Consider the following 23655-nt stretch of genomic DNA (forward strand, 5'->3'; position numbering starts at 1 on the left):
ATCGGCTGTCGCGCAATTAAACAAAAAACGGTAGAACTAAGTTCTACCGTTTTCTATTAGCGTTTACTGGTAAAGTTTTAGGTTTTGAAAAGTTTCCTTAACTCAAAACTAATTACTTTTCAACAGCGCTAGGAGTCAGTGCTTTTTTCTCGCCCTGTAACACCCTAACCTGACCCTGATCGTCCACATCCACTATGGCAGTGTCTCCCGTTTGGACGCGCCCAGAAAGGATTTCCTCGGCTAGGCTGTCTTCCAGGAGGCGCATAATGGCGCGACGCAGAGGTCTCGCCCCGTAGCTGGGGTTGTAACCTTCTGTCACCAAGCGGTCTTTGAATGCGCCCGTCACTTCCAGGGTGATTCCCTGTTCGGTCAGGCGATTAAAGACTTCCTTGAGCAGAATGTCCGCAATTTTCTTGATCTCCTCGTTGGAGAGCTGGCGGAAGACGATAATTTCGTCGATCCGATTGAGGAATTCTGGGCGGAAGTACTGCTTGAGTTCTTCGTTGACCAGAGTCCGAATGCGAATGTACTGTGCTTCCGCCTGGGTTTCCGATCCGGCATCGAAGAAGCCGAGTTGGCTGCCGCCTTTCTCAATTACCTTCGAGCCGATGTTGGAAGTCATGATCAGCAATGTGTTCTTGAAGTCTACGGTGCGTCCCTTGGCATCGGTCAGACGACCATCTTCCAAGATTTGCAGGAGCATATTGAACACATCGGGGTGGGCTTTTTCGATTTCGTCGAATAGCACGACGGTGTATGGACGACGCCGGACGGCTTCTGTGAGCTGACCGCCTTCGTTGTAACCGACGTACCCCGGAGGAGAACCGATCAACTTGGAGACGGTGTGGCGTTCCATGTATTCGGACATATCTAACCGAATCATGGCTTCTTCGGAACCGAAGAAGTAGGATGCTAAGGCTTTCGTCAGTTCTGTTTTCCCTACGCCGGTGGGGCCAGAGAATACAAAGCTGGCGATCGGGCGGTTGGGGTTTTTCAAACCGACTCTGGCGCGACGAATGGCGCGAGATACTGCTGTCACCGCCTCTTCTTGACCGATGAGCCGCTGATGGAGGGTGTCTTCCATGTGCATGAGCTTTTCGGATTCGGATTCTGTCAGCTTGTTGACTGGAACGCCTGTCCAGGAAGCTACGATGTGGGCGATATCTTCTTCGGTGACAACTGGTAAGACATCTTTGTCTGACGAGTCAGTTTTCTTATTTTGGGAAATAGCGCGGATTTGGGATTTTATTTCCATTTCGCGATCGCGTAGTTCTCCAGCTCGATCGAAGTCTTGCGACCTGACCGCATCGTCTTTTTCTTTGAGTACCTGACGCAGTTCTTTGTCGAGTTCTTTTGCTGCTGGTGGCAATTGGGAATTAATCAGACGCACCCGCGATCCCGCTTCATCAACTAAGTCGATTGCTTTATCTGGCAGATAGCGATCTGAGATATAGCGATCGGATAGTTTTGCCGCCGCTGACAAAGCTTCGTCAGAAATTTTCAGCTTGTGGTGCTGTTCGTAGCGTTCGCGCAAGCCGTAGAGAATTTCTATAGTTTCATCTACTGTTGGTTCGCCCACCATCACCGGCTGGAAGCGGCGTTCCAATGCGGCATCCCGTTCGATGTGCTTGCGGTATTCATCCAGTGTTGTTGCACCGATGCACTGGAGTTCGCCTCTAGCTAGTGCGGGTTTGAGGATGTTGGCTGCATCGATCGCACCTTCTGCTGCACCAGCACCGATCAGGGTATGCACTTCATCAATTACGAGGACGACGTTACCCGCCGAGCGGATTTCGTCCATGATTTTCTTGAGGCGTTCTTCAAATTCACCCCGATATTTGGTGCCTGCTACTAGCAAACCAATATCCAGAGTGACGACGCGCTTGTCTTCCAAAATGTCGGGCACATCGTTGTTGGCAATGCGTTGTGCTAAGCCTTCTGCGATCGCTGTTTTCCCGACACCCGGTTCCCCAATTAACACTGGGTTGTTTTTTGTACGACGACCCAAAATTTGGATCACTCGCTCAATTTCCCGCTGACGACCGACTACGGGGTCGAGCTTGCCCTCGGTGGCCATCACGGTCAAGTTTGAGCCAAATTCATCAAGAGTTGGTGTCTTCGTGCGGCCTTGACTTGCGCCAGGGGTAACTTCGGTATTTTCGCCCAGCATCCGAATCACTTGCGTGCGGACTTTGGAGAGGTCAACGCCTAGATTTTCCAGTACTCTTGCTGCCACCCCTTCCCCTTCCCGGATTAGGCCCAAAAGCAGGTGTTCCGTGCCGATGTAGTTATGCCCTAGTTGACGAGCTTCTTCTAGGGATAACTCCAGAACGCGCTTTGCCCGTGGAGTAAACGGAATTTCGACAGCAACGAATCCAGAACCCCGACCAATAATTTTTTCTACCTCAATTCGAGCGTCTTTGAGATTGACGCCCATTGATTTGAGTACCTTGGCGGCGACGCCGGTCCCTTCTCCAATCAGACCTAATAAGATCTGCTCTGTACCTACGAAGTTGTGCCCCAGGCGACGTGCTTCTTCCTGGGCCAGCATGATCACTTTAATTGCTTTTTCTGTAAAGCGTTCAAACATGGCAGCTTTCCATCACCTGCTGAGTTCCGGTAAGCATGATTCTAGCATAGGCAATCTGTTCGGCTGTCATACTCTTGGAGTAGAGAATTGGTACGGATAGCCGATGAGGGAACTTCTATTTTAGATTTAGCGACATTATTGGTAATTCAGTGGCTGTGAAATTATTTTTTTGATTTTTCTTCTGTTATTTTTTCATTTTTAATTTCGTTGAGTATAAATTCCAGCCGGATGAAGCTAGGCGAGAGCGAACTTGCCGATCCCAGTCTGCTAAAGTTTTGTCAAATTCTGGGTGTCCCAGACCGTTGAGCCAGAGAATCAGGGCATCTTCACCCGTATCCTGGTAATAACCCCGCCGCCGTCCTGCGATCCGAAAGCCAAACTTTTGGTAAAGAGATAGTGCGGTTTCGTTAGAGGCGCTTACTTCGAGCGTTGCTCTCTCCAACCCGCGTTGCCAAGCTTGGGATAGCAAAGCTGTTAGCAGTGTCATCCCCAAGCCTTGAGCGCGATAGTTGGGATGGACGGCCAGAATGGTGATGTGAGCTTCATCTAAAATCGTCCATAGACATCCTAATCCCAAGATTGGGGTATGAGAAGGATCTAAAGAGAGAGATTCTTCGTCATTTCCTTCTTTGAGAAGAACCAGTATATCGCTATTGGTACTATCTAACTCTCGTTGATAACTTTCCAGAGTCCAAAGTCCACCAAAACACTCTCGATCGAGTTCTACTACTGCTGGTAGTAGTTCTGGTGCCAGGGGTAATAGATTTAAAAAGTTAATAGCTCTCAATTGTAAACTGATTAACGAGACGTACTCACGCCTGTCATTTTAACGTTGGATCGTTCCCACATTATGGTATTAACTCACTCGGTAGGGGTTCGCAATTCTGGCAGTCAGTATTTGCCCTCTACCGCCGATACATCAGAAACTCGATCGCCTAACCAGCAACTTTTACCGCTCACAGCCAGGATTAACAGTCAAGACTGCCTGGAAATTGGGGGTTGCGATGTGACTGCTTTGGTTGGGCAATTCGGATCGCCCTTGTATATTTTGGATGAAGAAACGCTGAGGACAGCTTGCTCGCAGTACCGGGATGCCTTTAAGCGCTACTATCCTGGGAGTTCTCAGGCGGTCTATGCCTCTAAGGCTTGGAATTGCCTTGCCATTTGTGCGATCGCCGCAAGTGAAGGCTTAGGCGTAGAAGTAGTATCTGGCGGTGAATTATACACTGCCATACAAGCAGGTGTCAACCGGGAATTGCTTTATTTCCACGGCAACAATAAATCCCGCGCCGAACTTGAGTTTGCCGTAGAATCTGGCTGCACGATCGTGGTCGATAACTGGCTAGAGCTAAAAACTTTGGCTTTGCTGGGATCTGCAAGTAATTCCCAGTCACCAATCCCCATCATGCTGCGGCTTACCCCCGGCATTGAATGTCACACCCACGAATACATTCGTACAGGTCACTTAGACAGCAAATTTGGGTTCGATCCCAACCAAGTGGAGGAAGTGTTTGCCTTTATCAGTCAAACTACTTCGCTTAACTGTGTGGGACTGCACGCTCATATAGGCTCTCAAATCTTCGAGCTGCAACCCCATCGGGATTTGGCTGGGGTAATGGTACAGTGGCTGGATAAAGCAGCTTCTTTGGGATTGCCAGTTACCCGCTTAAATATTGGTGGTGGCTTAGGCATTCGCTACACAGAAGCCGACGATCCACCGAGTATTGAAGAGTGGGTAAAAACGGTCAGCGAATCAGTTGCGGCAGCCTGCCAAGCTCAGCAAGTACCTTTGCCTACGCTGATGTGCGAACCGGGTCGGTCTTTAGTCGGGCCTACTTGTGTCACAGCTTACACCCTGGGCAGTCGTAAAGAAGTTCCAGAAATACGGACTTACCTGGCGGTTGATGGTGGTATGTCTGACAATCCTCGTCCGATTACCTACCAATCAGTTTATCGAGCTGTGGTGGCAAATCGGATGTCGGCTCCTTTAACGGAAACGGTCACAATTGCCGGGTTACACTGTGAATCGGGAGACATTCTAATTAAAGATATCCAGTTACCTCAAACCGAGCCGGGAGACATCCTAGTAGTCATGAGTACTGGTGCTTACAATTACAGCATGGCTTCTAACTACAATCGGGTGCCCCGACCGGCGGCGGTTTTAGTTAAAGATGGGGAAGCCAAAGTTATCTTGCAGCGAGAAACTTATCAAGACTTGGTGCGGCAGGATCGCCTTCCAGAACGGCTCAAACTAAGTAGTTGATAGTAGTTAGTGGTTAGTTGGCGGTCACCACTAACTACTAACTACGCACTAACCACTAACCACCAACGATTACCAGATCTAATGGGAAATCCGCTGGAGCGGCTGTTGACAAACGTAAGCTGGACTCAATTGCTTGATGTCGGTTTGGTTCTAGCTCTCACTTATATGGTGCTTGTCATCATTGGTGAGCGACGCACCCTTTGGGTAGTGAGGGGATTTATTGTCTTAATGCTGGCAACGGCTGTGAGTAACACCCTGAAGCTGGCTCTGTTGAATTTTGTCCTCGAAAAGCTGGTGGTGGGCTCTGCTGTGGCTATGGCGGTGATTTTCCAGTCGGAATTTCGCCGATTTCTGGAACAGTTGGGTCGGGGTGAATTTATGCAGCTGTTTCACGCCGACCGTCGAACTACGGCTCAGCCAGACAGCGTAATCGATGAGATTGTGGATGCGGTTAAAGAACTTTCGCAAAATCGCATCGGTGCTTTAATTGTGATGGAAACTAGCAGTCCGATCGATGAGCGGGATTTTTCGGTAGCGGGTGTAAAACTGGATGCGGAAGTTTCTAAGGAACTATTGCAGACTATTTTCCAGACGACTACTCTATTGCACGATGGGGCGGTTTTGATTGGTGGTTCTCGTATTATGGCGGCTGGGGTGATTCTGCCTCTTTCCGAACGCACGGCTTCGCGGCAGCTGGGTACTCGTCACCGAGCCGCAATGGGAATTACCGAGCGAGTCGAAAATTGTTTGTGTATTGTTGTATCTGAGGAAACGGGCTCTATTTCCCTAGCCGAAAAGGGAACTCTAAATAGACCATTGACCAGCAGTAAACTGAAGGAACTGTTAGAGGCACGATTCTCGCCATCAAGCGATGAGAGGGTTGTGGCTCCGAATCTGCGGAGTTTAGGCCGCAAGATTGGTTCTAGGGCTCAGCTGGTCTCGCGTTTACTCCGTCTGCCATCATGGGCTTGTCGAGAAAAAAAATGACTCAAGCGCAAACTCTGTTACAAGAACTGCCTGCTGATTTAGTGCGAGAACGACTGCCCAGGCACGTGGCAGTGATTATGGATGGAAATGGTCGGTGGGCTAAGCGACAAGGGCTACCCCGGATTATGGGCCATCGCCGGGGAGTTGATGCGCTTAAGGATCTTCTGCGCTGTTGTAGGGATTGGGGTGTGGAAGCGCTCACCGCCTACGCTTTTTCTACGGAGAACTGGGGACGCCCTTTGGAGGAAGTCGATTTTTTGATGACTTTGTTTGAAAGGGTGTTGCGGCAGGAACTGCGGGAGATGATGGAGGAGAATGTTCAAATCCGGTTTGTGGGCAATTTGAATGCTTTGCCGCGATCGCTTCAAGCTGAAATTGCGCGATCGATGGATGAGACTAAGCAAAACCAGGGGATAAAGTTTACTGTAGCGACGAACTACGGGGGACGCCAAGAAATTTTGCAGGCAGCTCGTGCGATCGCATCTCAGGTGCAGCAAGGTCTTTTGCAACCGGAACAAATTGATGAAGCTTTATTTGAACGTCACCTTTATACGAATGGCTTATGCGACCCGGATTTATTGATCCGCACGAGTGGGGAAATGCGAATTAGCAATTTTCTGCTCTGGCAAATGGCTTATGCAGAAATTTATATTACTGAAACTCTGTGGCCTGATTTTGACCGAGCGGAGTTTCATCAGGCTTTGTGCGATTATCAGAAACGCGATCGTCGTTTTGGAAAAGTCTAACAATTTTAGATTTTGGATTTTAGATTTTAGATTTAAAATCTAAAATCTAAAATCCTTTCATCGAATTAGGGGCCAGCAAAAACTGCTTCTTCGATATCCTGGCGAGTTAGGGAGTATTTGAAGGAGCGTTGAATGTCTTTACCGTTTTCACCGGCTTGTACATAACGTACTGTTATTTGATCTATATCTAACCACAGTTCGGCTTTCCAGGTCGATCGATCGACTCGCCAGCAATGGAGTTCGTTGCGGTCTTGTTCGCATCCCTGGTTTTTGAGCCACTGCTCAATTTGTGGGAGGGCGTGGTTATACAAAGGGGTATCAGCAGGAGGTATCGCCATGATTGAGGATTAAGGATTAAGGATGAAAAACTATTAAGTTGCTTAGTGAACTACCTACACTAACTCGAAGCGAGTATAGTGTAGGCTTCCAGTCTCACGGGGGAATGCCTCAAGACAGACTTACGTCCAGCCGTTGGTCTTACTTCCCCTCCACTGGCAGAGACGGTGACCTGCTGCTGTAAAACTTCATTTGGCAGTGCTATAGCAACCGCCAGGGCGGTTAAGACATTCTTAATTCCACCAAACCCTTGAAACACGCCCCTTCTTACCCTAGCCCCTAGCACTCTTAGCCCCTAGTCCCTAGCTATAAGGGTTGGAAGACTGTTTCTGGACGGGTTAGTCCGATCGCGATCGCTATTAGGATACATCCCAAAAAGGTAAGTAGCAGAATAAACAGTGCGAATACTTCCCCGGCTGAGAGGGGTCTGTCTGTAGGATCGAGGTAAGCTCTGGAAGATTCGTACCCTTTGTTGGAAACGGGACGATCGAGGTTTGGGGGTGACCCATTGACGGGGATGCCAGAGTAGCCGATTCTATTATCGTAGATTAGGCGTCGCTCTGGGTTGCTGAGGGTGGCGTAGGCTTCGTTGAGTTGTTGGAATTTGGCTGTGGCGATCGCTTGTGGCAGTTCTGTGGTGTCGGGATGGTAGCGCTTGCTCAATTCCCGATAAGATCTGCGGATTTCCACTGCGGATGCAGAAGGATGCAGCCCTAGCAGGGCGTAATAACTAGAACTTAGGGGTATTCTAGTTGAAAACTGGCGATTTTGATTGTTCTGAGTTGCCCTGTTGCTAGTCACCTCAGCTTCCCTCTCCCTAGTTCTGAAAGCATCTCAACTATTTTAACTGGGTGAGAATGTTACCTGTAAAAGGATGAGTTTAGATGTTCTGCGATCGTTAAATCTGAGGAATCAATGGGCATATTGATTTATAGAGGCTAATGTCGAAGATAGGATAACCAAATGAATACAGATGTAGATTTAACAAGCGTAATTGCCGGATATCGTCTGATTGAGCAACTTTACTGCGGTTCGAGAACCCTAGTTTATCGAGCCATCCGAGAAACGAACAAAAAAGTTAATTTTTCCCAGACATTCAGACTAATTTAACCGCTCACCCATCAATTCTCAAACCACAACGGCCATGAATAACTCCGAGCAAAACAGCAACCCTCACACAACCGTTCAAATTCTCGACTATCAAATTCTCGAAACAATTTATTCAGGAAGTCGCACCTTAGTATATCGAGCTATCCGTACCAATGACCAATTACCTGTGGTCATCAAACTGCTAAAAAACGACTATCCCACCTTCAGCGAACTGGTGCAGTTTCGCAATCAGTATACCATTGCTAAAAACCTTTGTCAACCTGGAATCATCAAAACGTATAGTCTAAGACCCTATCGAAATGGCTATGCGTTAGTGATGGAAGACTTTGGGGGAATTTCTCTTCAGGAATGGGCACTGAAAGGGGAAAACACAATGTCTTTGAGGGAATTTTTACAGATAGCGATCGCTCTGTGCGATGCCTTAGATATATTATATCGCGAGCGCATCATTCACAAAGACATCAAACCCAGCAACATTCTGATTAATCCCGAAACCAAACAAGTCAAATTAATTGACTTTAGTATTGCTTCTTTATTGCCAAGAGAAACCCAAACACTCATCAATCCCAATGTCTTAGAAGGAACACTAGCTTATATTTCTCCCGAACAAACCGGGAGAATGAATCGCGGGATTGACTATCGAACCGACTTTTATTCTTTAGGTGTGACTTTCTACGAATTACTCACAGGAGCATTACCCTTTCCAGCGAAAGATCCGATGGAGCTAGTACACTGCCATATCGCGAAAGCATCGCCATTAGTACATGAAATTAATTCAGAAATTTCCTCGACAATATCAAAAATTGTCAATAAATTGATGGCAAAAAATGCCGAAGACAGATATCAGACTGCATTAGGGATAAAAATTGATTTAGAAAACTGTTTAACACAAATCCTAGAAATAGGCCAGATTAAATACTTTGAAATAGCGCGACAGGATGTGAGCGATCGCTTCATCATCCCCGACCAACTTTATGGACGAGAAACTGAAGTATCAACCCTACTTCAAGCCTTTGAAAGAGCCAGTTTAGGGAAAACAGAAATGATGCTGGTTGCTGGCTTTTCCGGCATCGGAAAAACAGCAGTTGTTAACGAAGTTCATAAACCCATTGTCCGGCAAAGGGGTTATTTTATCAAAGGCAAATTCGATCAATTTCAAAGGAATATTCCCTTTAGTGCTTTTGTGCAAGCATTTCGGGATTTAATGGAGCAATTACTCGCCGAAAGTGATGCCCAAATCCAGCAATGGAAAAACAAAATATTATCAGCAGTTGGCGAAAATGGACAGGTAATTATTGGAGTCATTCCCGAATTAGAGAGAATTCTCGGTCAACAACCACCCGCACCAGAATTATCAGGAACGGCAGCCCAAAATCGCTTTAATTTATTGTTTCAAAATTTTACCCAAGTCTTTACCAGTGCAGAACATCCCTTAGTGATGTTTTTAGATGATTTGCAATGGGCAGATTCAGCATCGCTGAAATTAATGCAGCTATTAATGGCTGATACAAGTCATCTTTTCTTGATTGGTGCGTACCGCGATAACGAAGTCAACCCAGCTCATCCCTTAATGTTGACTTTGAGTGAGATTCAAAAAAACCAAGCAACAATTAATACGATTACTTTAGCACCACTGACTCAAATAAAAGTAAATCAGTTAGTTGCTGATACGCTGAAATGTCCGGCAAGCTTGGCAGGTAATCTTTCGCAATTAATATATCGAAAAACCAAAGGAAATCCGTTTTTCGCAACTCAATTTCTCAAAGCATTACATCAAGAAAATCTCATTCAATTCGATTTTGATTCGCGCTGCTGGCAATGCGACCTTGCCCAAGTGAACCAACAGGTGCTTACAGATGATGTTGTAACCTTTATGGCATTGCAATTACAAAAATTGCCGCGATCGACTCAAAATGTATTAAAATTAGCTGCTTGTATTGGTAATCAGTTCGATTTAGCTATTTTAGCAATTGTTTCGGAACAGTCAGAGATAGAAACTGCTGCTGAGTTGTGGAAAGCCTTACAAGAAGGATTAATTTTACCGATTAGTGATGTTTATAAATTTTATCAAGAAAATAACAACAATAAATTAGCGCTAGAAAATGGAAATACCACTAAACAATTAGCACGATATAAATTTTTACATGACCGAGTACAACAAGCGGCTTATTCTTTGATTCCCGATCGTCAAAAACAAGCAACTCATCTCAAAATTGGACAATTACTTCGGGAAAATTTATCAGAAATAGAACAAGAGGAAAAACTGTTTGATATTGTCGAGCATTTGAACAAAGGAATTAAGTTAATTACTGAACCGAGGGAACAAGAAATATTAGCTCAACTAAACTTAAAAGCTGGAGGTAAGGCTAGAAATTCTACAGCATACGCGGCAGCAAGAACATATTTCCAAACAGGGAGCGAGCTACTACAAACAAACTGTTGGCAAAGTCAGTATGAATTGACTTTGAACCTCCATATTGCGGCGGCTGAAGCCAGTTATTTGAATAGTGACTTTGATGGCATGGAACAGATAGCAACAATAGTGTTGCGCTCGGCTCAAACGATTTTAGATAAAATAAAAATTTATGAAATTCAAATTGCAGCGAAAGTTTTACAAAGTAATGTGCTGGAGGCGATCGCTATTGGCAGAAAAGCTTTAGAGCAATTGGGGGTTGAACTGCCTACAGAACCCGATCGAGCCAATACTAGCAGCATACTACAAAGCCTTACCACCCAACTCGAAGGTAGACAAATTGAAGACTTGAGCGATCTGCCATTAATGACCGATCCTAACGCTCAGGCCGCAATGGAATTGATGGCAATGTTATTTTCACCAATTATCCAAGGAATGCCCGGTTTATTGCCATTGCTAAGTTCGATGATGGTGAATTTATCTCTTCGATCGGGCAATACCGTGGCATCAATAACTGGGTATGGTATTCACGGTATGGTATTGTGTGCTTTCTTGGAAGATCCTTCAGCAGGCTATGCTTTTGGTAAATTGGCTCTAAGTTTACTGGAAAAATTTAATATACAAAAGATTAAATCCGCTGTGATGTCTCTATTTGGTTGCTTTATTCAACATTACCGAGAGCGGTTGGATGCCACGATCCCGACTCTGAAAGCAGCCTACCATGCTGGGATAGAAACTGGAGATTTTTTACACGCTGGTTTTGCTCTCGGTGGTCACAGTAATGGCAGGTTTTTTAGTGGTGAAGACCTGAATAGTTTTATTCAAGACATGGCTGATTATAGTGTGGCATTGGCTCAGGTGAAACAAGAATCTGCTCGAGTATATGTGAATCTAGGAAAACAAGCAGCAGAAAACTTGATTGAATTAGTCAGTCAACCACATTGCTTGATCGGCAATGCCTATAATGAAACGTTGATGCTAACTAAGCACCAGCAGGATAACGATTTAACAGCACTCGCGCAAGCCTATATCTACAAACTGCTGCTTGCTTACTATTTTGGTAATTATACAGATGCACGCAACTATATCGCCCAAGCCAACCTGTGTTTAATGGCAGTATCGGGATCGATTTTTGTTCCCATTTTCCATTTTTATGCCGCTCTAACTCATCTAGCACTCTTCCCCACCCAGCCAGAACGGGAGCAAGCCGAACTGCTAGCTGTCGCTGCCACCCATCAAAAGATTCTGCATCAATGGGCGCACCATGCCCCGATGAATCATTTGCATAAATGGTATCTAGTGGAGGCTGAACGTTATCGAGTTTTGGGTGAAAAATTTGCAGCCAGCGAGTGTTATGACCGAGCCATAAATCTTGCTAAAGAACATCAATTCATCAACGAAGCAGCTCTCGTTAATGAACTGACAGCAAAGTTTTACTTGCAGTGGAATAAACAGCGTATTGCCCAAGAATACGCGATCGAAGCCTACTACGCTTATGCTCGCTGGGGTGCAAAGGCCAAAGTTGCCGACTTGGAAAGACACTATCCTCAACTGCTTGCTCCCATATTACAGCAAACCCGTTCTCCTGTTTCCATTAGCGAAACCATCTTCACCTTGGGGACTGTCACCTCCACTATATCCGCCACTTCTAGCAGTAGCAGTCTCTCAGATACCCTGGATTTAGCTGCAATTCTCAAAGCTTCCCATACTATCTCAGGTGAAATCGAACTCGAAAAACTGCTTTCATCGTTGCTTTCCATTGTCATCGAAAATGCGGGGGCTGATAAATGCGTATTAATGCTGTTGCGAGACAATCGCCTGCTAATTAAAGGCTCGATTACTCTGGGGACAGAACCAGTTGTATTGCAGCGCCTTCCCATTGAAGAGAGTCACGACATTCCCCTGAGACTAATTTACAAAGTCTTGCACAACAGGCAGACTGTTGTCCTGCTAGATGCAAGTGCCGATCTAACCTTAGCCAATGACTCTTATATCATGCGCCAGCAGCCGAAGAGTATTTTGTGCAGCCCGATTTTGTATCAAGGTAAGTTGATGGGAATTCTATATCTAGAAAATAATTTAGCAACAGGGGCGTTTACCCATGAGCGCGTTGAACTCCTGAATTTACTCTGTACTCAAGCGGCAATTTCTTTGGAAAATGCCCGACTTTACGAACAGTCACAAACCTACGCCCAACAGCTAGAGGAATCACTCAATTCATTGAGTGTGAGTAACTCTCGCTTCCATAACTTGGTAGACAATGTGCCTGGGGTTGTTTATCAATACCGCATGAGTACCGATGGAGTTATGTCGTTGAGCTACATTAGCGCCGATTGTTACAGCTTACTGGAAATTACCCCAGAACAAGCCATGTCCAATTCGGAGTTTCTCAACAATATAGTACATCCAGACGATATAGCAATGTTTCAGCAGTCTAGCGTCGATGCCATTCAAGCCCTATCTCCCTGGCAATGGTCAGGACGAATTGTTACGCCCTCTGGAATTATTAAGTGGATTCATGGAGAATCTCGAATTCAAAGATTTGCTGAGGGGTCTATAGTTTGGGATGGATTATTTTTTGATATTAGCGATCGCAAACGAGCAGAACTTGCCTTGCAGCAAAAAACGCAAGATTTAGCACAAGCCCTAACTGAGTTACAAAACGCTCAATTACAAATAGTCCAAAGTGAAAAAATGTCAGCACTGGGTAATCTTGTAGCTGGGGTAGCTCACGAAATGAATAATCCTTTGGGTTTTATTTCTGCTAGCCTACAGCAAGCTAAACCCACCTTTAATGACATTGTTGAACACTTAAAACTCTATCAAGAAAGTCTGACCAATCCAACTGATGAAATTCTCGCTCATGCCGAAGAAATTGACTTGGATTATAGCTTAGAAGACTTGCCGAAGGTCATTGATGCAATGTCTATCGCGTGCGATAGGTTAAGAAATATCAGCACTTCACTTCGAGTATTTTCCCGTGCCGATCGAGACTACAAAGTGCCGTTTAATATTCACGAAGGCATTGATAGCACGATTTTGATTCTCAAACATCGCCTAAAAGCTAATCATCAACGTCCGGCTATTGAAGTTATAACGGAGTATGGAAATTTACCACAAATTGAGTGTTTTCCCGGACAATTAAATCAGGTATTTATGAACATTATGGCGAATGCTATCGATGCCTTAGATGAGTCAAATATCAATCGCAGCTTTGCCGAAATTAAGGCGAATCCCAAGCGCATTACCATTCAAACCTCCTTGGTAAATAAGCAGGTGAAGATTAGTATTGCTGATAATGGTCAAGGGATGAATGAAGAGGTTAAACAAAAGATATTTGACCATTTATTTACGACGAAAGCAGTTGGGAAAGGCACGGGGTTGGGATTGGCGATCGCACGGCACATTGTAGTTGAGAAACACGGCGGTACAATAGAGGTAAATTCTGTATTGAGAGAAGGGACAGAGTTTACAATTTTCTTGCCGCTAAAAGGATAAGACTCTCTTGATAGATGGCAATCTTTCTCTTCAAAAGTGAAAAAGAATAGAAGGGGTAGAGTCTGTGTGCTGGGGGCTGTGGCAGTTCCATTATAGTCAGACTGGACAAATAAAAGTGTATACTTAGTTACAAGAGTCAATGTCTGAGATGGGGTAATCCAGATGAGTACAGCAGTAGATTTAACGAACCGAATTTCTGGATATCATCTGGTTGAGCAATTATACTGCGGTTCGAGAACCCTAGTTTATCGAGCCATTCGAGAAACAGATCAGCTTCCAGTTGTCATTAAACTATTAAATCGAGACTATCCCAGCTTCAGCGAACTGCTGCAATTCCGCAACCAGTATACGATCGCCAAAAATCTAGGTTTGCCTGGAGTCGTTGAACCCTACAATTTGGAATCCTATCGCCACAGCTATGCCCTAGTAATGGAGGATTTTGGCGGTATTTCTCTGCGAGACTACGCCCAAGAGGCCTCGCTGACTCTAGCAGAAATATTGGAAATTGCCATTCAAATAACTGAGGTCCTTGACGGACTGTACCGAAACAGAGTCATTCATAAAGATATCAAGCCCGCTAACATCCTAATACATCCGAAAACTCAACAAGTCAAACTGATTGACTTTAGCATCGCCTCCCTACTGCCGAGAGAAACTCAAGAAATTCAAAATCCCAACGTCTTAGAGGGAACCCTCGCCTATATTTCTCCCGAACAAACTGGACGAATGAACCGAGGCATCGACTACCGCACCGACTTTTATTCTCTGGGAGCCACCTTTTACGAACTATTAACAGGAAAACTGCCCTTTGAATGTGACGATCCGATGGAGTTGGTTCACTGCCATATTGCTAAACAACCTCCTGCAATAAACAGCCAAGAAATCCCGCAGGTGATTTCGGATATTGTCATGAAGCTGATGGCAAAAAATGCCGAAAAACGCTATCAAAGTGCCTGGGGATTGAAGCAGGACTTAGAAAAGTGTTTGCAGCAGTGCCAAGAAACTGGAAAGATTGAAAGATTTGAGTTAGGAACGCGAGATATATGCGATCGCTTCCTGATTCCTGAAAAACTTTATGGTCGAGAAACAGAAGTACAAACCCTGTTGAATGCCTTCGAGCGCGTAGCAAATGGCACATCAGAATTAATGCTAGTCGCTGGGTTCTCCGGGATTGGAAAAACGGCTGTAGTCAACGAGGTACATAAACCCATTGTCCGGCAGCGCGGCTATTTCATCAAAGGCAAATTCGACCAGTTTAACCGCAACATTCCCTTCTCGGCATTAGTCCTGGCCTTCCGCGATTTTATGGCACAATTACTCAGTGAAAGTGATGCCCAAATCCACGAATGGAAAACTAAAATTCTCGAAGCGATCGGTGACAACGGACAAGTCATTATTGAAGTCATTCCCGAACTAGAACGGATTATTGGACAACAACCCCCAGCCCCGGAATTATCTGGGATAGCTGCTCAAAATCTATTTAATTTGCTCTTCCACAAATTCATTGCTGTCTTCACCACAAAAGAGCATCCCTTGGTGATATTTTTGGATGACTTACAATGGGCGGATTCGGCATCGCTGAAGTTAATGCAAATGCTCGTCAATGAGTCGCAATTGGGTTATCTGTTGCTGCTGGGAGCCTATCGGGATAATGAAGTATCACCCAGCCATCCCCTGATGTTGACCCTAGATGAAGTGAGGAAGGCAGGAACCACACTCAACACTATTACATTAGTACCGCTTGGCCAAATCAGTTTAAATCAATTGGTAGCGGATACGCTAGTTTGTGATCCTAAGTTGGCACAACCGCTGACAGAATTGGTCTATCAAAAAACTCAAGGAAACCCATTTTTTGCAACGCAGTTTCTCAAAGCCTTGCATCAGGATGAATTGATTACTTTTGATATCCAACAATCGGGACATTGGCAGTGCGATATTAGTAAAGTGCGAAAGGCAGCACTGACCGATAATGTAGTGGAATTTATGGCGCAGCAGTTGCAGAAACTGTCCATAGAAACTCAGGAGGTTTTAAAATTAGCCGCTTGCATTGGCAACCAGTTTGACTTAGCAACATTGGCAATTGTTTCAGAGAGTTCTGAGACGGAAACCGCAACGGCTTTGTGGAAAGCTTTACAAGAAGGTTTGGTTTTGCCGCAAAGTGAAGTTTATAAGTTTTATGTAGGAATAGAACCGAATATTTCTGAAGCGACTTCTCAAACAGTTGCTTATCGCTTCTTGCACGATCGCGTCCAGCAAGCTGCTTATTCTTTAATTGCCACAGACCAAAAACAGGCAACTCACCTAAAAATCGGGCAACGGCTGCTTGAGAAGACCCCCATTCAAGGACGGGAAGAGCAGATTTTTGCCATTGTCAACCAATTGAATATAGGATTAGAGTTAATTTCTCAACCTGCGGAACTCGAAGAACTAGCGCGGTTGAATTTGATGGCAGGACGGAAAGCAAAAGCATCCACAGCCTATGTGGCAGCAGTGAAATACCTGAGTACGGCGATGGATTTGCTATCGAGCGATCGCTGGCAAAGTCAGTACAATTTAACCCTAGAAATCGTTGTGGAAACGGCAGAGGCGGAATATCTCAACACCAATTTCGCTGCCGCAAATACCTTAGTTGAAATGGTGTTGCAGCACGGGAAAACGCTGATCGATCGCATCCCCGCTTACGAGATCAAGATACAAGTTCACATGGCGCAACACCAAGTGAACGATGCCATTGATACGGGATTGCAGGCATTAGAAATGCTGGGCTACCCCGTTAATCTGAGTGAGCAAGACTTTTTAGTGGACCTGCCCACTCTAGAATCCCTGGAAGACTACCCCACCATGACTAACCCCGCACAACTAGCAGCCATGCGGATTCTTAAAGTCAGCTTTACTCCTGTTCTAGTAGGCAGACCACAAATTCTGCTGCCAGTAATCGTCAGACAAGTGAAACTTTGTGTTGAAGGCGGTCACTCTCCTTTGGCATCAGCAACCTATGCTTGGTATGGCACGCTCTTATGTGGCCCTTTGGGCAACATTGATATCGGATATCAAGCAGGGCGGCTGGCACTGCAACTGCTCAAACACTTTGAAACCAAGGAACACAAAGTTGTTACCTATAATATGTTTTACACCTTCGTCCACCATTGGAAGGAGCCTTTACGAGAAAGTTTATCTCCTCTTGCCGAGGGGGTACAGATTGGGCTAGAAAGCGGCAATTACGAATATACAGGTTACTGCATCACCAACTATTGTTTCTACATATTCCTGGCAGGACAAAATCTCGAAACAGTTGAAAGCGAACATAAAAAATACCATGAATTGTTGCTGTATTTGAAATGGGAACACTCTATTTCTATCTCCCAAATATGGTATCAATTATTGTTAAATTTGTTGGGAAAAGCAGTCAATCCACTCCAGTTAATTGGTGAAAAATTTGACGAATCTACGATGTTGTCGCAACTTCTAGAACAGAACGATCTCATTGCTTTGTTTCATGCCTTTTTAGCAAAGACGATTCTGTTCTATCTGCTCGAAGAGTTCGAGCCAGCAGTGGAGAGTGCAGCGAAGGCAGCGAGTTACTCTAGCGTTGGGTCAGAAAATTTCGTCAATTTGCACTTCTACCAATCCCTAGCACTGCTGGCTAACTATTCCAACGTCTGTTCGGAAGAGCGATCGCATTACCTAAGTCAGATTGATGCCAATCAGGAAAAAATGCAGCTTTGGATGCAGCACGCTCCGATGAACTACGAGCATAAATACCATCTGGTGGCAGCAGAAAAACATCGCGTTTTCAATCAAAAAACAGAAGCCATAGAATTCTATGACCGGGCAATTAAAGGAGCCAAAGAAAACGAATACCTCCAAGACGAAGCCCTGGCCAACGAATTAGCTGCCAAATTCTACCTTGACTGGGGCAAAGAAAAAGTTGCCGCCAGCTATATGCAGGACGCATATTACTGTTATGCCCGTTGGGGAGCTAAAGCCAAAATAGAAGACTTAGAACAACGCTATCCCCAATTACTTCAGCCCATCCTGAATCAGCCCAAACTTCGCTTTAATCCTTTAGAGACGCTGGGAACGATTAGCCAGTCTTCATACACTTCCAGCAGCAGCAGCACGAGTATTTCCGATGCCCTTGATTTCGCATCTATTGTGCAAGCGGCTCAAGCTTTATCCAGTAAAATTCAGATTGATGAATTGCTCGGCACCCTCAATCAAATTATTTTGCAAACTTCTGGGGCAGAAACTTGTGCTTTGCTACTCCCCGATCGGGATGAATGGCAAATCCGGGCAATAACTCACATCAATCCAGATAACGAGTTACCCACAACCCTGCTGCAAACCCAACCTCTTGATGGCTCTGTGGCGATTCCGCTCAAGCTGATTTATTATGTCAAACATACCCTGCAAACTGTGGTTATTGAAGGCGGCAAAACCGAGATTCCGGGTTTAATGAATGACTGTATTCTCCAGTATCAGTCTCAGAGTATGCTATGTACTCCGATTGTCGATCGGGGAAATTTAGTTGGCATACTTTATCTCGAACATCGCTCGACGAAAGGAGTGTTTACTGGCGATCGTCTGCTCGTCCTCAACTTCCTCTGCACTCAGGCTGCCATTTCCCTAGAAAATGCGCGACTGTATCAGCAAGCGCAGGACTACGCCCACCAGGTTGAACAATCACAACTGCAATTAGTGCAGAGCGAAAAAATGTCGGCTTTGGGGAACTTGGTGGCGGGGGTTGCCCATGAGATCAACAATCCAGTCGGTTTTATTTCTGGGAATATTCATGAAGCGATCGCTGCCGTCAAAGATCTTACGGAATACTTGCAACTCTATCAAGAAAAATTTCCCAATCCCGGATATGAAATAGAGGAAAAAGCCGAAGAATTTGACATCGAATATCTCGTAGAAGATTTACCCAAAATGTTGAATTCGATGCAAGTTGGGTGCGATCGCATCCAAGGGATCAGCACCAGCCTTCGTACCTTCTCCAGAGCCGACAAAGATTACAAAGTTCCTTTCAATATTCATGATGGTATTGACAGTACGATTTTGATTCTCAAACACCGATTGAAAGCCAACGAACAGCGTCCAGCTATTGAAGTAGTGAAAGAGTACGGGAACTTGCCATCAGTTGAGTGCTTCCCCGGACAATTAAATCAGGTGTTTATGAATATATTGGCGAATGCCATTGATGCACTGGAAGAATCAAATCGGGAACAGAGTTTTGAGAAGATTAAAGCCCAAGCCAATTGCATCACGATTCGGACAGAAATAAAGTCTTCTGAGTGGGTGGCGATTCGCATTTCTGACAACGGGCCTGGGATATCTGATGAGATAAAAGCGAATATTTTTGACCACTTATTTACAACCAAAGGTGTGGGGAAAGGCACAGGATTGGGTTTGGCGATCGCCCGCCAGATTGTGGTTGAGAAACACGGCGGTACAATAAAGGTAAATTCTGTATTGGGAGAAGGGACGGAGTTTGCGATCGCGTTACCTGCGCCTACTTAGAGCAAAGTCATTTGTATACTATCCACAGACTTGGGTAAAGTGATTGCAAATCTGAAATTTGAAAGCTTTACCAATTATTTTACTCTGCTGTGATAAACCACTCCACAAATTGCTGCTAACAACAACCACCCCAATGTATTGACCCGTAAATCAAATAGCGTTACGTCTACAGTGTTGAATAAAGTACAACCTAAAAAAGCAACTATAAAACTGAATAATATTAATCTATCTTGACTATTTCCAGGCCAATCTCGCAGTAATAAAATGCTTTGTGCAATTACCCAACCGACTAAAGTAAAAAACAGCATTGCGATAGGAATGCCGATTTCTGCTGTTAGCATCAAAAATAAACTATGGGGATGACCTAGCCAAATAGGGATTTGTGTGGTAGAATATTTTGCAACATAAAGCGGGGTAAAATTCCGCAATCCCCAACCAGTTAAAGGACGCTGCTGAGTCATCCACAAAGCGAAGTTCCATTGGGTTGTTCGCAGAAAAGGTATCGGTCGATTCTGATACATTTGATCTGTGAGTCGCGCCCAAAAGAAAGCAGGGACAATTTTTCGCAGTAATTCATTTATCGGTGAAGGTGCATAAGCTGCTGAAAGAACTATACCACCTATTCCAGCAACTGCGGCTACCAGCCAACGCCAGCCAAGGTATACTGCAAAAGCAAGACAGGCGAGAGGTGCTAGAGCCCAAGCATTGCGAGAGTTAGTTAAGATGAGAGCGATCGCATTTGCAATTACAACTACAATCAGAAATAAGGATTGGGAATTGGTAATTTTCCCCCGTTCCTCCGCTCTTTTCGTAGCGAGTTGCCAATTTTCAATCAACAACCCCTGGGCTAGAATGAAAACGATCGTGAGATAAGCGGCGAGGATATTGGCGTACATGAAGACTGACGCCATTCTACCTGGGGGATTGCCAGTGGGTGCGATCGCATAACCTACAATAGTTTCTAATAAACTTGGACTACCCCAACTTAAAAATAACTGCAAATAGCCAAGAATTACTATTGGCAGAGAAGGTAAAACCAAAATCCAAGCGACGCGCCGCAGTTGAGTCGGTGTCTGTATTAATTCGCCGAACGATATAAGCAGCAGAAAAAACGGTAAAAAATTAGCCAACCCCAAGAAAGCTTCAGGGCGATTAAAGGCTAAGCTGGCTGAAAAGACGAGCAAAAGGCTTAAAACAGCAATTCCCCAGTTGAGTGGGCGTTTGATAATCGTGTTGAACTTTTGCTTTCCGGTTCCCAATATTGCCAAAGCTAGAGGTACTGCACCCAAAGCTGGAAATAAGGGAAAAATCAGCAATCCTAGCTGGGCGAAATTCCAGCATAACTCCAAACTAGGATCGAGAATAGATTTTAGATTTTCGATTTTGAATTTTGGTTTCATCTTCAATTCTTCAATCTCAAATCTAAAATTTTTATGCTATTTGCCAACATTCTGTGCGAGTGAGACGAATTTGTGCAAGAGCGAATATAGTAGGAATGATGCGGGCGTAGTTGGTTGCGATCGCTCTCCAACCCAGATCCGCAAAAAACCAAGTCCACAGCGCTGGGCCTAAAAAAGCAAACACACCGCGAACAGCGCTATAACGCGCAGCACTCAAAGCCATCCCGCGTTCGGCAGCCTGAAGCATTGTATAGCTTTGGAACTTCGTCACAGCCGCTAAACCCCCAGAAACCGCCGCTTCCCTGGCAATTTGATATCTGGCAAAATGAAGTGCAAACTGATGGGCGATTTGTTGGAGTACCATCGGTTTTACAATAGAACTGACTGCCAAAGCGCTTCCACCCTTGACAAGCCAACCCAAAGGATCGCGCTGTACGGAAAGCGGAAGAGGTTCAGAAAGCTTAGTTTCAGCAAGCGACTCCTGCACTCGCAGAGTCAAAGCATCTCGATCTGCAATTGGTAATTGTTTCCACGCCCGCTTCAGCAGATGGAGAAAGATCTCTGCTTCTATCTCCGTAGTGGAAAGTTTGTTTGAGAAGCGAATTTTGAGATAACGACAAACCTGAATCAAGGTTTGGCGGTAACTCACTTCCTGGGTGCGTCCCCGCAATACCGTCAAGCCATCCGCCGCCAAGAAACGAAATCTATCCTCTAGGATATCCAGCCAAGATTCGCGATCGTGGCTTTGTACCTCTATAGGATCGGGTGTGCCAACATAGTCTAGGGGATTAAACCTACGACAGAACAGAATTGCCGTTAGTTGTTGCAATTCTTCTTCTGTTGCTAATTCCAGCGCCGATCTCAGCTCATCCAAAATGGAACCCTCCCAGACCCCAGATTCGTTGCTGTCCCTTATTCTACTTCTATTGTCTCAATGCGGGAGGTAAAGTCGTGTTTGATGTTGCCGTTATTGGTGCTGGCGTAGCTGGATTGACTGTGGCTCAACAATTACAGCAATGTGGATACGCTGTGGTGGTGGTGGATAAATCCCGTGGTGTGGGAGGACGTGCGGCGACGCGGCGCTTACACGGTACTCGTGCGGATCATGGGTTGCGCTATCTAGAACCAGTTGGGGAGATGTCCCAGCACTTGGTGAAGGTGTTGTGCGATCGCAACATTCTTCAATTGTGGACTCATAAGGTTGACTCCTGTCAATCCAAAATCCAAAATCCAAAATCCAAAATTCCCCGTTATGTGGCGTCAGAGGGGATGAATGCGATCGCGAAATTCTTAGCTACTGGTTTGCAAATTCAGCTAAATCAGCGAGTGCAAGCAATTACCGCCACGGATGATAAAATTTGGCATCTAGGTTTTGAGGCTGCTGAAAATATAACCGCCAAAGCAGTAGTGGTGGCAATTCCCGCGCCACAAGCTTTTATGTTACTGGAGCCATTAGCTGAGAGTATTTTACCAGCTGAGTTTGTGGATAAGTTGCGATCGGTCTTGTTTGATCCCTGTTTGGCTGTCATAGCAGGCTATCCGGGTCGGGGAGAGCTAAATTTAGAGTGGAATTCTACTGTTTTTTCTGATAATTCCGATCTAGCTTGGATCGGTTTGGATAGCAGCAAGCGCCCAAACGCTGAATTCCCGGTTTTTGTGATGCACAGCAGTGCCGAATTTGCCAAAAATTATATAGATGCTGAAGATTTAAACCCTGTTGCACAACATCTGTTAGCGACGGCGGCGACAGAATTAAACCTATCTTGGTTTGCTGTGCCAGAATGGTTTCAGATTCACAGGTGGCGTTATGCGTTTCCCAGTCATCCTTTACAGTCAGCTTTTCTGGATGCCCAGACAAGTTTACCTTTAATCTGTTGTGGCGATTGGTGCGGAGGAAACTTGGTAGAAAGTGCTTTAAATTCTGGATTAGCTGCTGCTGAACAAATTAATCGGCAGCTTCGGAATTTATCTCTGCCTGGTGCAAGTTTTTTTGATACTCTTTAGTGGAGTAGAGATATTTTTTTTAATCGCAAAGGTTCGCAGAGGACAGAAGAAGATGAATATTAGTATTATTGGCGATAAGTTTATTCTCGATCTGGAATGGTACGAACAACTGTGGGCATTTACGCTGAACAAAAGCTTTGAAATTCCGCTCGATCGCATCGAACGAGTCACATCCGAAGAACCACAAAGTAATTGGGCAGAAATTCGCGCCCCCGGAACTTTTCTGCCCGGAGTGATTAAAGCCGGAACCTACTACACCCAAAGGGGTAAAGAATTTTGGTATGTCACAAAAGAACAAGATTATTTGACTCTCGAACTAAAGGATGAACCTTTCAAAAGAATTATCATCACAATTGATAATAGCGAACAATGGGTAGAACGAATTACAGCTTTGCTTCGTTAAGTCAACGAGAAAGTCTCGCTCAAAGCAGGAGAAAATTAATGTCTTACAGCAACTTTACTCTAAGTTCTGTCATCAAACAATTTAGCCTAACTCTCAAAGACAAAAATGATTTGTTTTTTGATGTTGGCGAAATCAAACCCAGCGAATATTTAGAATTTACCCTGAAATACAATCTTCCCTTAGCTGGGGAGATACAGCGGAAACCGCTGTAATGAAGTACATTTTAAGTAGGGGCTCCGCATTCCGGCAGATGATTTATTGGTAATCAGCAAAGATGAAATACGGTCATCCTTCGCCCTGACCTTTCGCATACTGTACCTCTTAACAGCGGGAATCGCTGTATCTGTGTTCATCTGTCTTCATCTGTGGTAAAATATTAACCCAC

The 23655-nt window shown here is 45.0% G+C and carries 16 protein-coding genes; 9 read left to right on the forward strand and 7 right to left on the reverse strand.

Translation table 11 applies throughout. The features are described 5' to 3' along the window. Positions 1-112 precede the first annotated feature (112 nt). On the reverse strand, positions 113-2590 hold the full coding sequence (locus LAY41_RS11835) for an ATP-dependent Clp protease ATP-binding subunit (protein ID WP_249097649.1): 2478 nt from the start codon (positions 2588-2590) through the stop codon (positions 113-115). A gap of 184 nt (positions 2591-2774) precedes the next feature. Next, positions 2775-3368 (reverse strand): ribosomal protein S18-alanine N-acetyltransferase, encoded by a 594-nt coding sequence (gene rimI / locus LAY41_RS11840; protein WP_249097847.1) that lies wholly within the window; start codon positions 3366-3368, stop codon positions 2775-2777. A gap of 72 nt (positions 3369-3440) precedes the next feature. Between rimI and lysA the strand changes: the two genes are divergently transcribed. From lysA to LAY41_RS11855, 3 genes are all read left to right on the forward strand, one after another. Next, positions 3441-4853: a diaminopimelate decarboxylase gene (lysA, locus tag LAY41_RS11845; RefSeq protein ID WP_249097651.1), complete on the forward strand. Its 1413-nt coding sequence runs from the start codon at positions 3441-3443 to the stop codon at positions 4851-4853. 81 nt (positions 4854-4934) lie between these two features. After that, positions 4935-5840: a diadenylate cyclase CdaA gene (cdaA, locus tag LAY41_RS11850; protein ID WP_249097653.1), complete on the forward strand. Its 906-nt coding sequence runs from the start codon at positions 4935-4937 to the stop codon at positions 5838-5840. Beyond that, positions 5837-6586, forward strand: a complete 750-nt coding sequence (locus LAY41_RS11855; protein ID WP_249097655.1) for an isoprenyl transferase — start codon at positions 5837-5839, stop codon at positions 6584-6586. The genes cdaA and LAY41_RS11855 overlap by 4 nt, the downstream gene beginning before the upstream one ends. Positions 6587-6651: 65 nt before the next feature. Here the strand turns inward: LAY41_RS11855 and LAY41_RS11860 are convergent, their stop codons facing one another. The 3 genes from LAY41_RS11860 to LAY41_RS11870 are packed head-to-tail and all read right to left on the reverse strand — an operon-like array spanning position 6652 to position 7723. Further along, complete coding sequence (locus LAY41_RS11860) at positions 6652-6924, reverse strand: DUF3143 domain-containing protein (RefSeq protein WP_249097657.1); 273 nt, start codon at positions 6922-6924, stop codon at positions 6652-6654. Between the two features lie 59 nt (positions 6925-6983). After that, positions 6984-7181 (reverse strand): hypothetical protein, encoded by a 198-nt coding sequence (locus tag LAY41_RS11865; RefSeq protein WP_249097658.1) that lies wholly within the window; start codon positions 7179-7181, stop codon positions 6984-6986. Between the two features lie 47 nt (positions 7182-7228). Continuing rightward, positions 7229-7723, reverse strand: a complete 495-nt coding sequence (locus LAY41_RS11870; protein WP_249097660.1) for a J domain-containing protein — start codon at positions 7721-7723, stop codon at positions 7229-7231. 162 nt (positions 7724-7885) lie between these two features. Between LAY41_RS11870 and LAY41_RS11875 the strand changes: the two genes are divergently transcribed. From LAY41_RS11875 to LAY41_RS11885, 3 genes are all read left to right on the forward strand, one after another. Further along, complete coding sequence (locus LAY41_RS11875) at positions 7886-8032, forward strand: hypothetical protein (RefSeq protein WP_249097662.1); 147 nt, start codon at positions 7886-7888, stop codon at positions 8030-8032. A 34-nt stretch (positions 8033-8066) separates the two neighbouring features. Next, complete coding sequence (locus tag LAY41_RS11880) at positions 8067-13943, forward strand: trifunctional serine/threonine-protein kinase/ATP-binding protein/sensor histidine kinase (RefSeq protein WP_249097665.1); 5877 nt, start codon at positions 8067-8069, stop codon at positions 13941-13943. Positions 13944-14105: 162 nt separating this feature from the next. Next, positions 14106-19463 (forward strand): trifunctional serine/threonine-protein kinase/ATP-binding protein/sensor histidine kinase, encoded by a 5358-nt coding sequence (locus tag LAY41_RS11885; protein WP_249097668.1) that lies wholly within the window; start codon positions 14106-14108, stop codon positions 19461-19463. Between the two features lie 74 nt (positions 19464-19537). Here LAY41_RS11885 and LAY41_RS11890 read toward each other — a convergent pair whose 3' ends face one another. Then, the gene (locus LAY41_RS11890; protein WP_249097671.1) at positions 19538-20863 is read right to left on the reverse strand and encodes an O-antigen ligase family protein; all 1326 of its coding nucleotides are present in this window, start codon (positions 20861-20863) and stop codon (positions 19538-19540) included. Between the two features lie 31 nt (positions 20864-20894). After that, positions 20895-21737: a YaaW family protein gene (locus LAY41_RS11895; protein ID WP_249097674.1), complete on the reverse strand. Its 843-nt coding sequence runs from the start codon at positions 21735-21737 to the stop codon at positions 20895-20897. Positions 21738-21814: 77 nt separating this feature from the next. Here LAY41_RS11895 and LAY41_RS11900 point away from each other — a divergent pair, with 77 nt between their 5' ends. Genes LAY41_RS11900 through LAY41_RS11910 form a run of 3 tightly spaced genes read left to right on the forward strand, consistent with a single transcriptional unit; the run spans position 21815 to position 23482 of the window. Further along, the gene (locus tag LAY41_RS11900; RefSeq protein ID WP_249097678.1) at positions 21815-22867 is read left to right on the forward strand and encodes an NAD(P)/FAD-dependent oxidoreductase; all 1053 of its coding nucleotides are present in this window, start codon (positions 21815-21817) and stop codon (positions 22865-22867) included. A 52-nt stretch (positions 22868-22919) separates the two neighbouring features. Next, positions 22920-23270 (forward strand): hypothetical protein, encoded by a 351-nt coding sequence (locus LAY41_RS11905; RefSeq protein ID WP_249097680.1) that lies wholly within the window; start codon positions 22920-22922, stop codon positions 23268-23270. Between the two features lie 38 nt (positions 23271-23308). After that, a complete protein-coding gene (locus tag LAY41_RS11910; RefSeq protein ID WP_249097681.1) occupies positions 23309-23482 on the forward strand; it encodes a hypothetical protein in 174 nt (57 codons plus the stop codon). Positions 23483-23655: the final 173 nt, after the last annotated feature.

Source organism: Argonema galeatum A003/A1, assembly GCF_023333595.1.
Classification (GTDB): Bacteria; Cyanobacteriota; Cyanobacteriia; order Cyanobacteriales; family Aerosakkonemataceae; genus Argonema; species Argonema galeatum.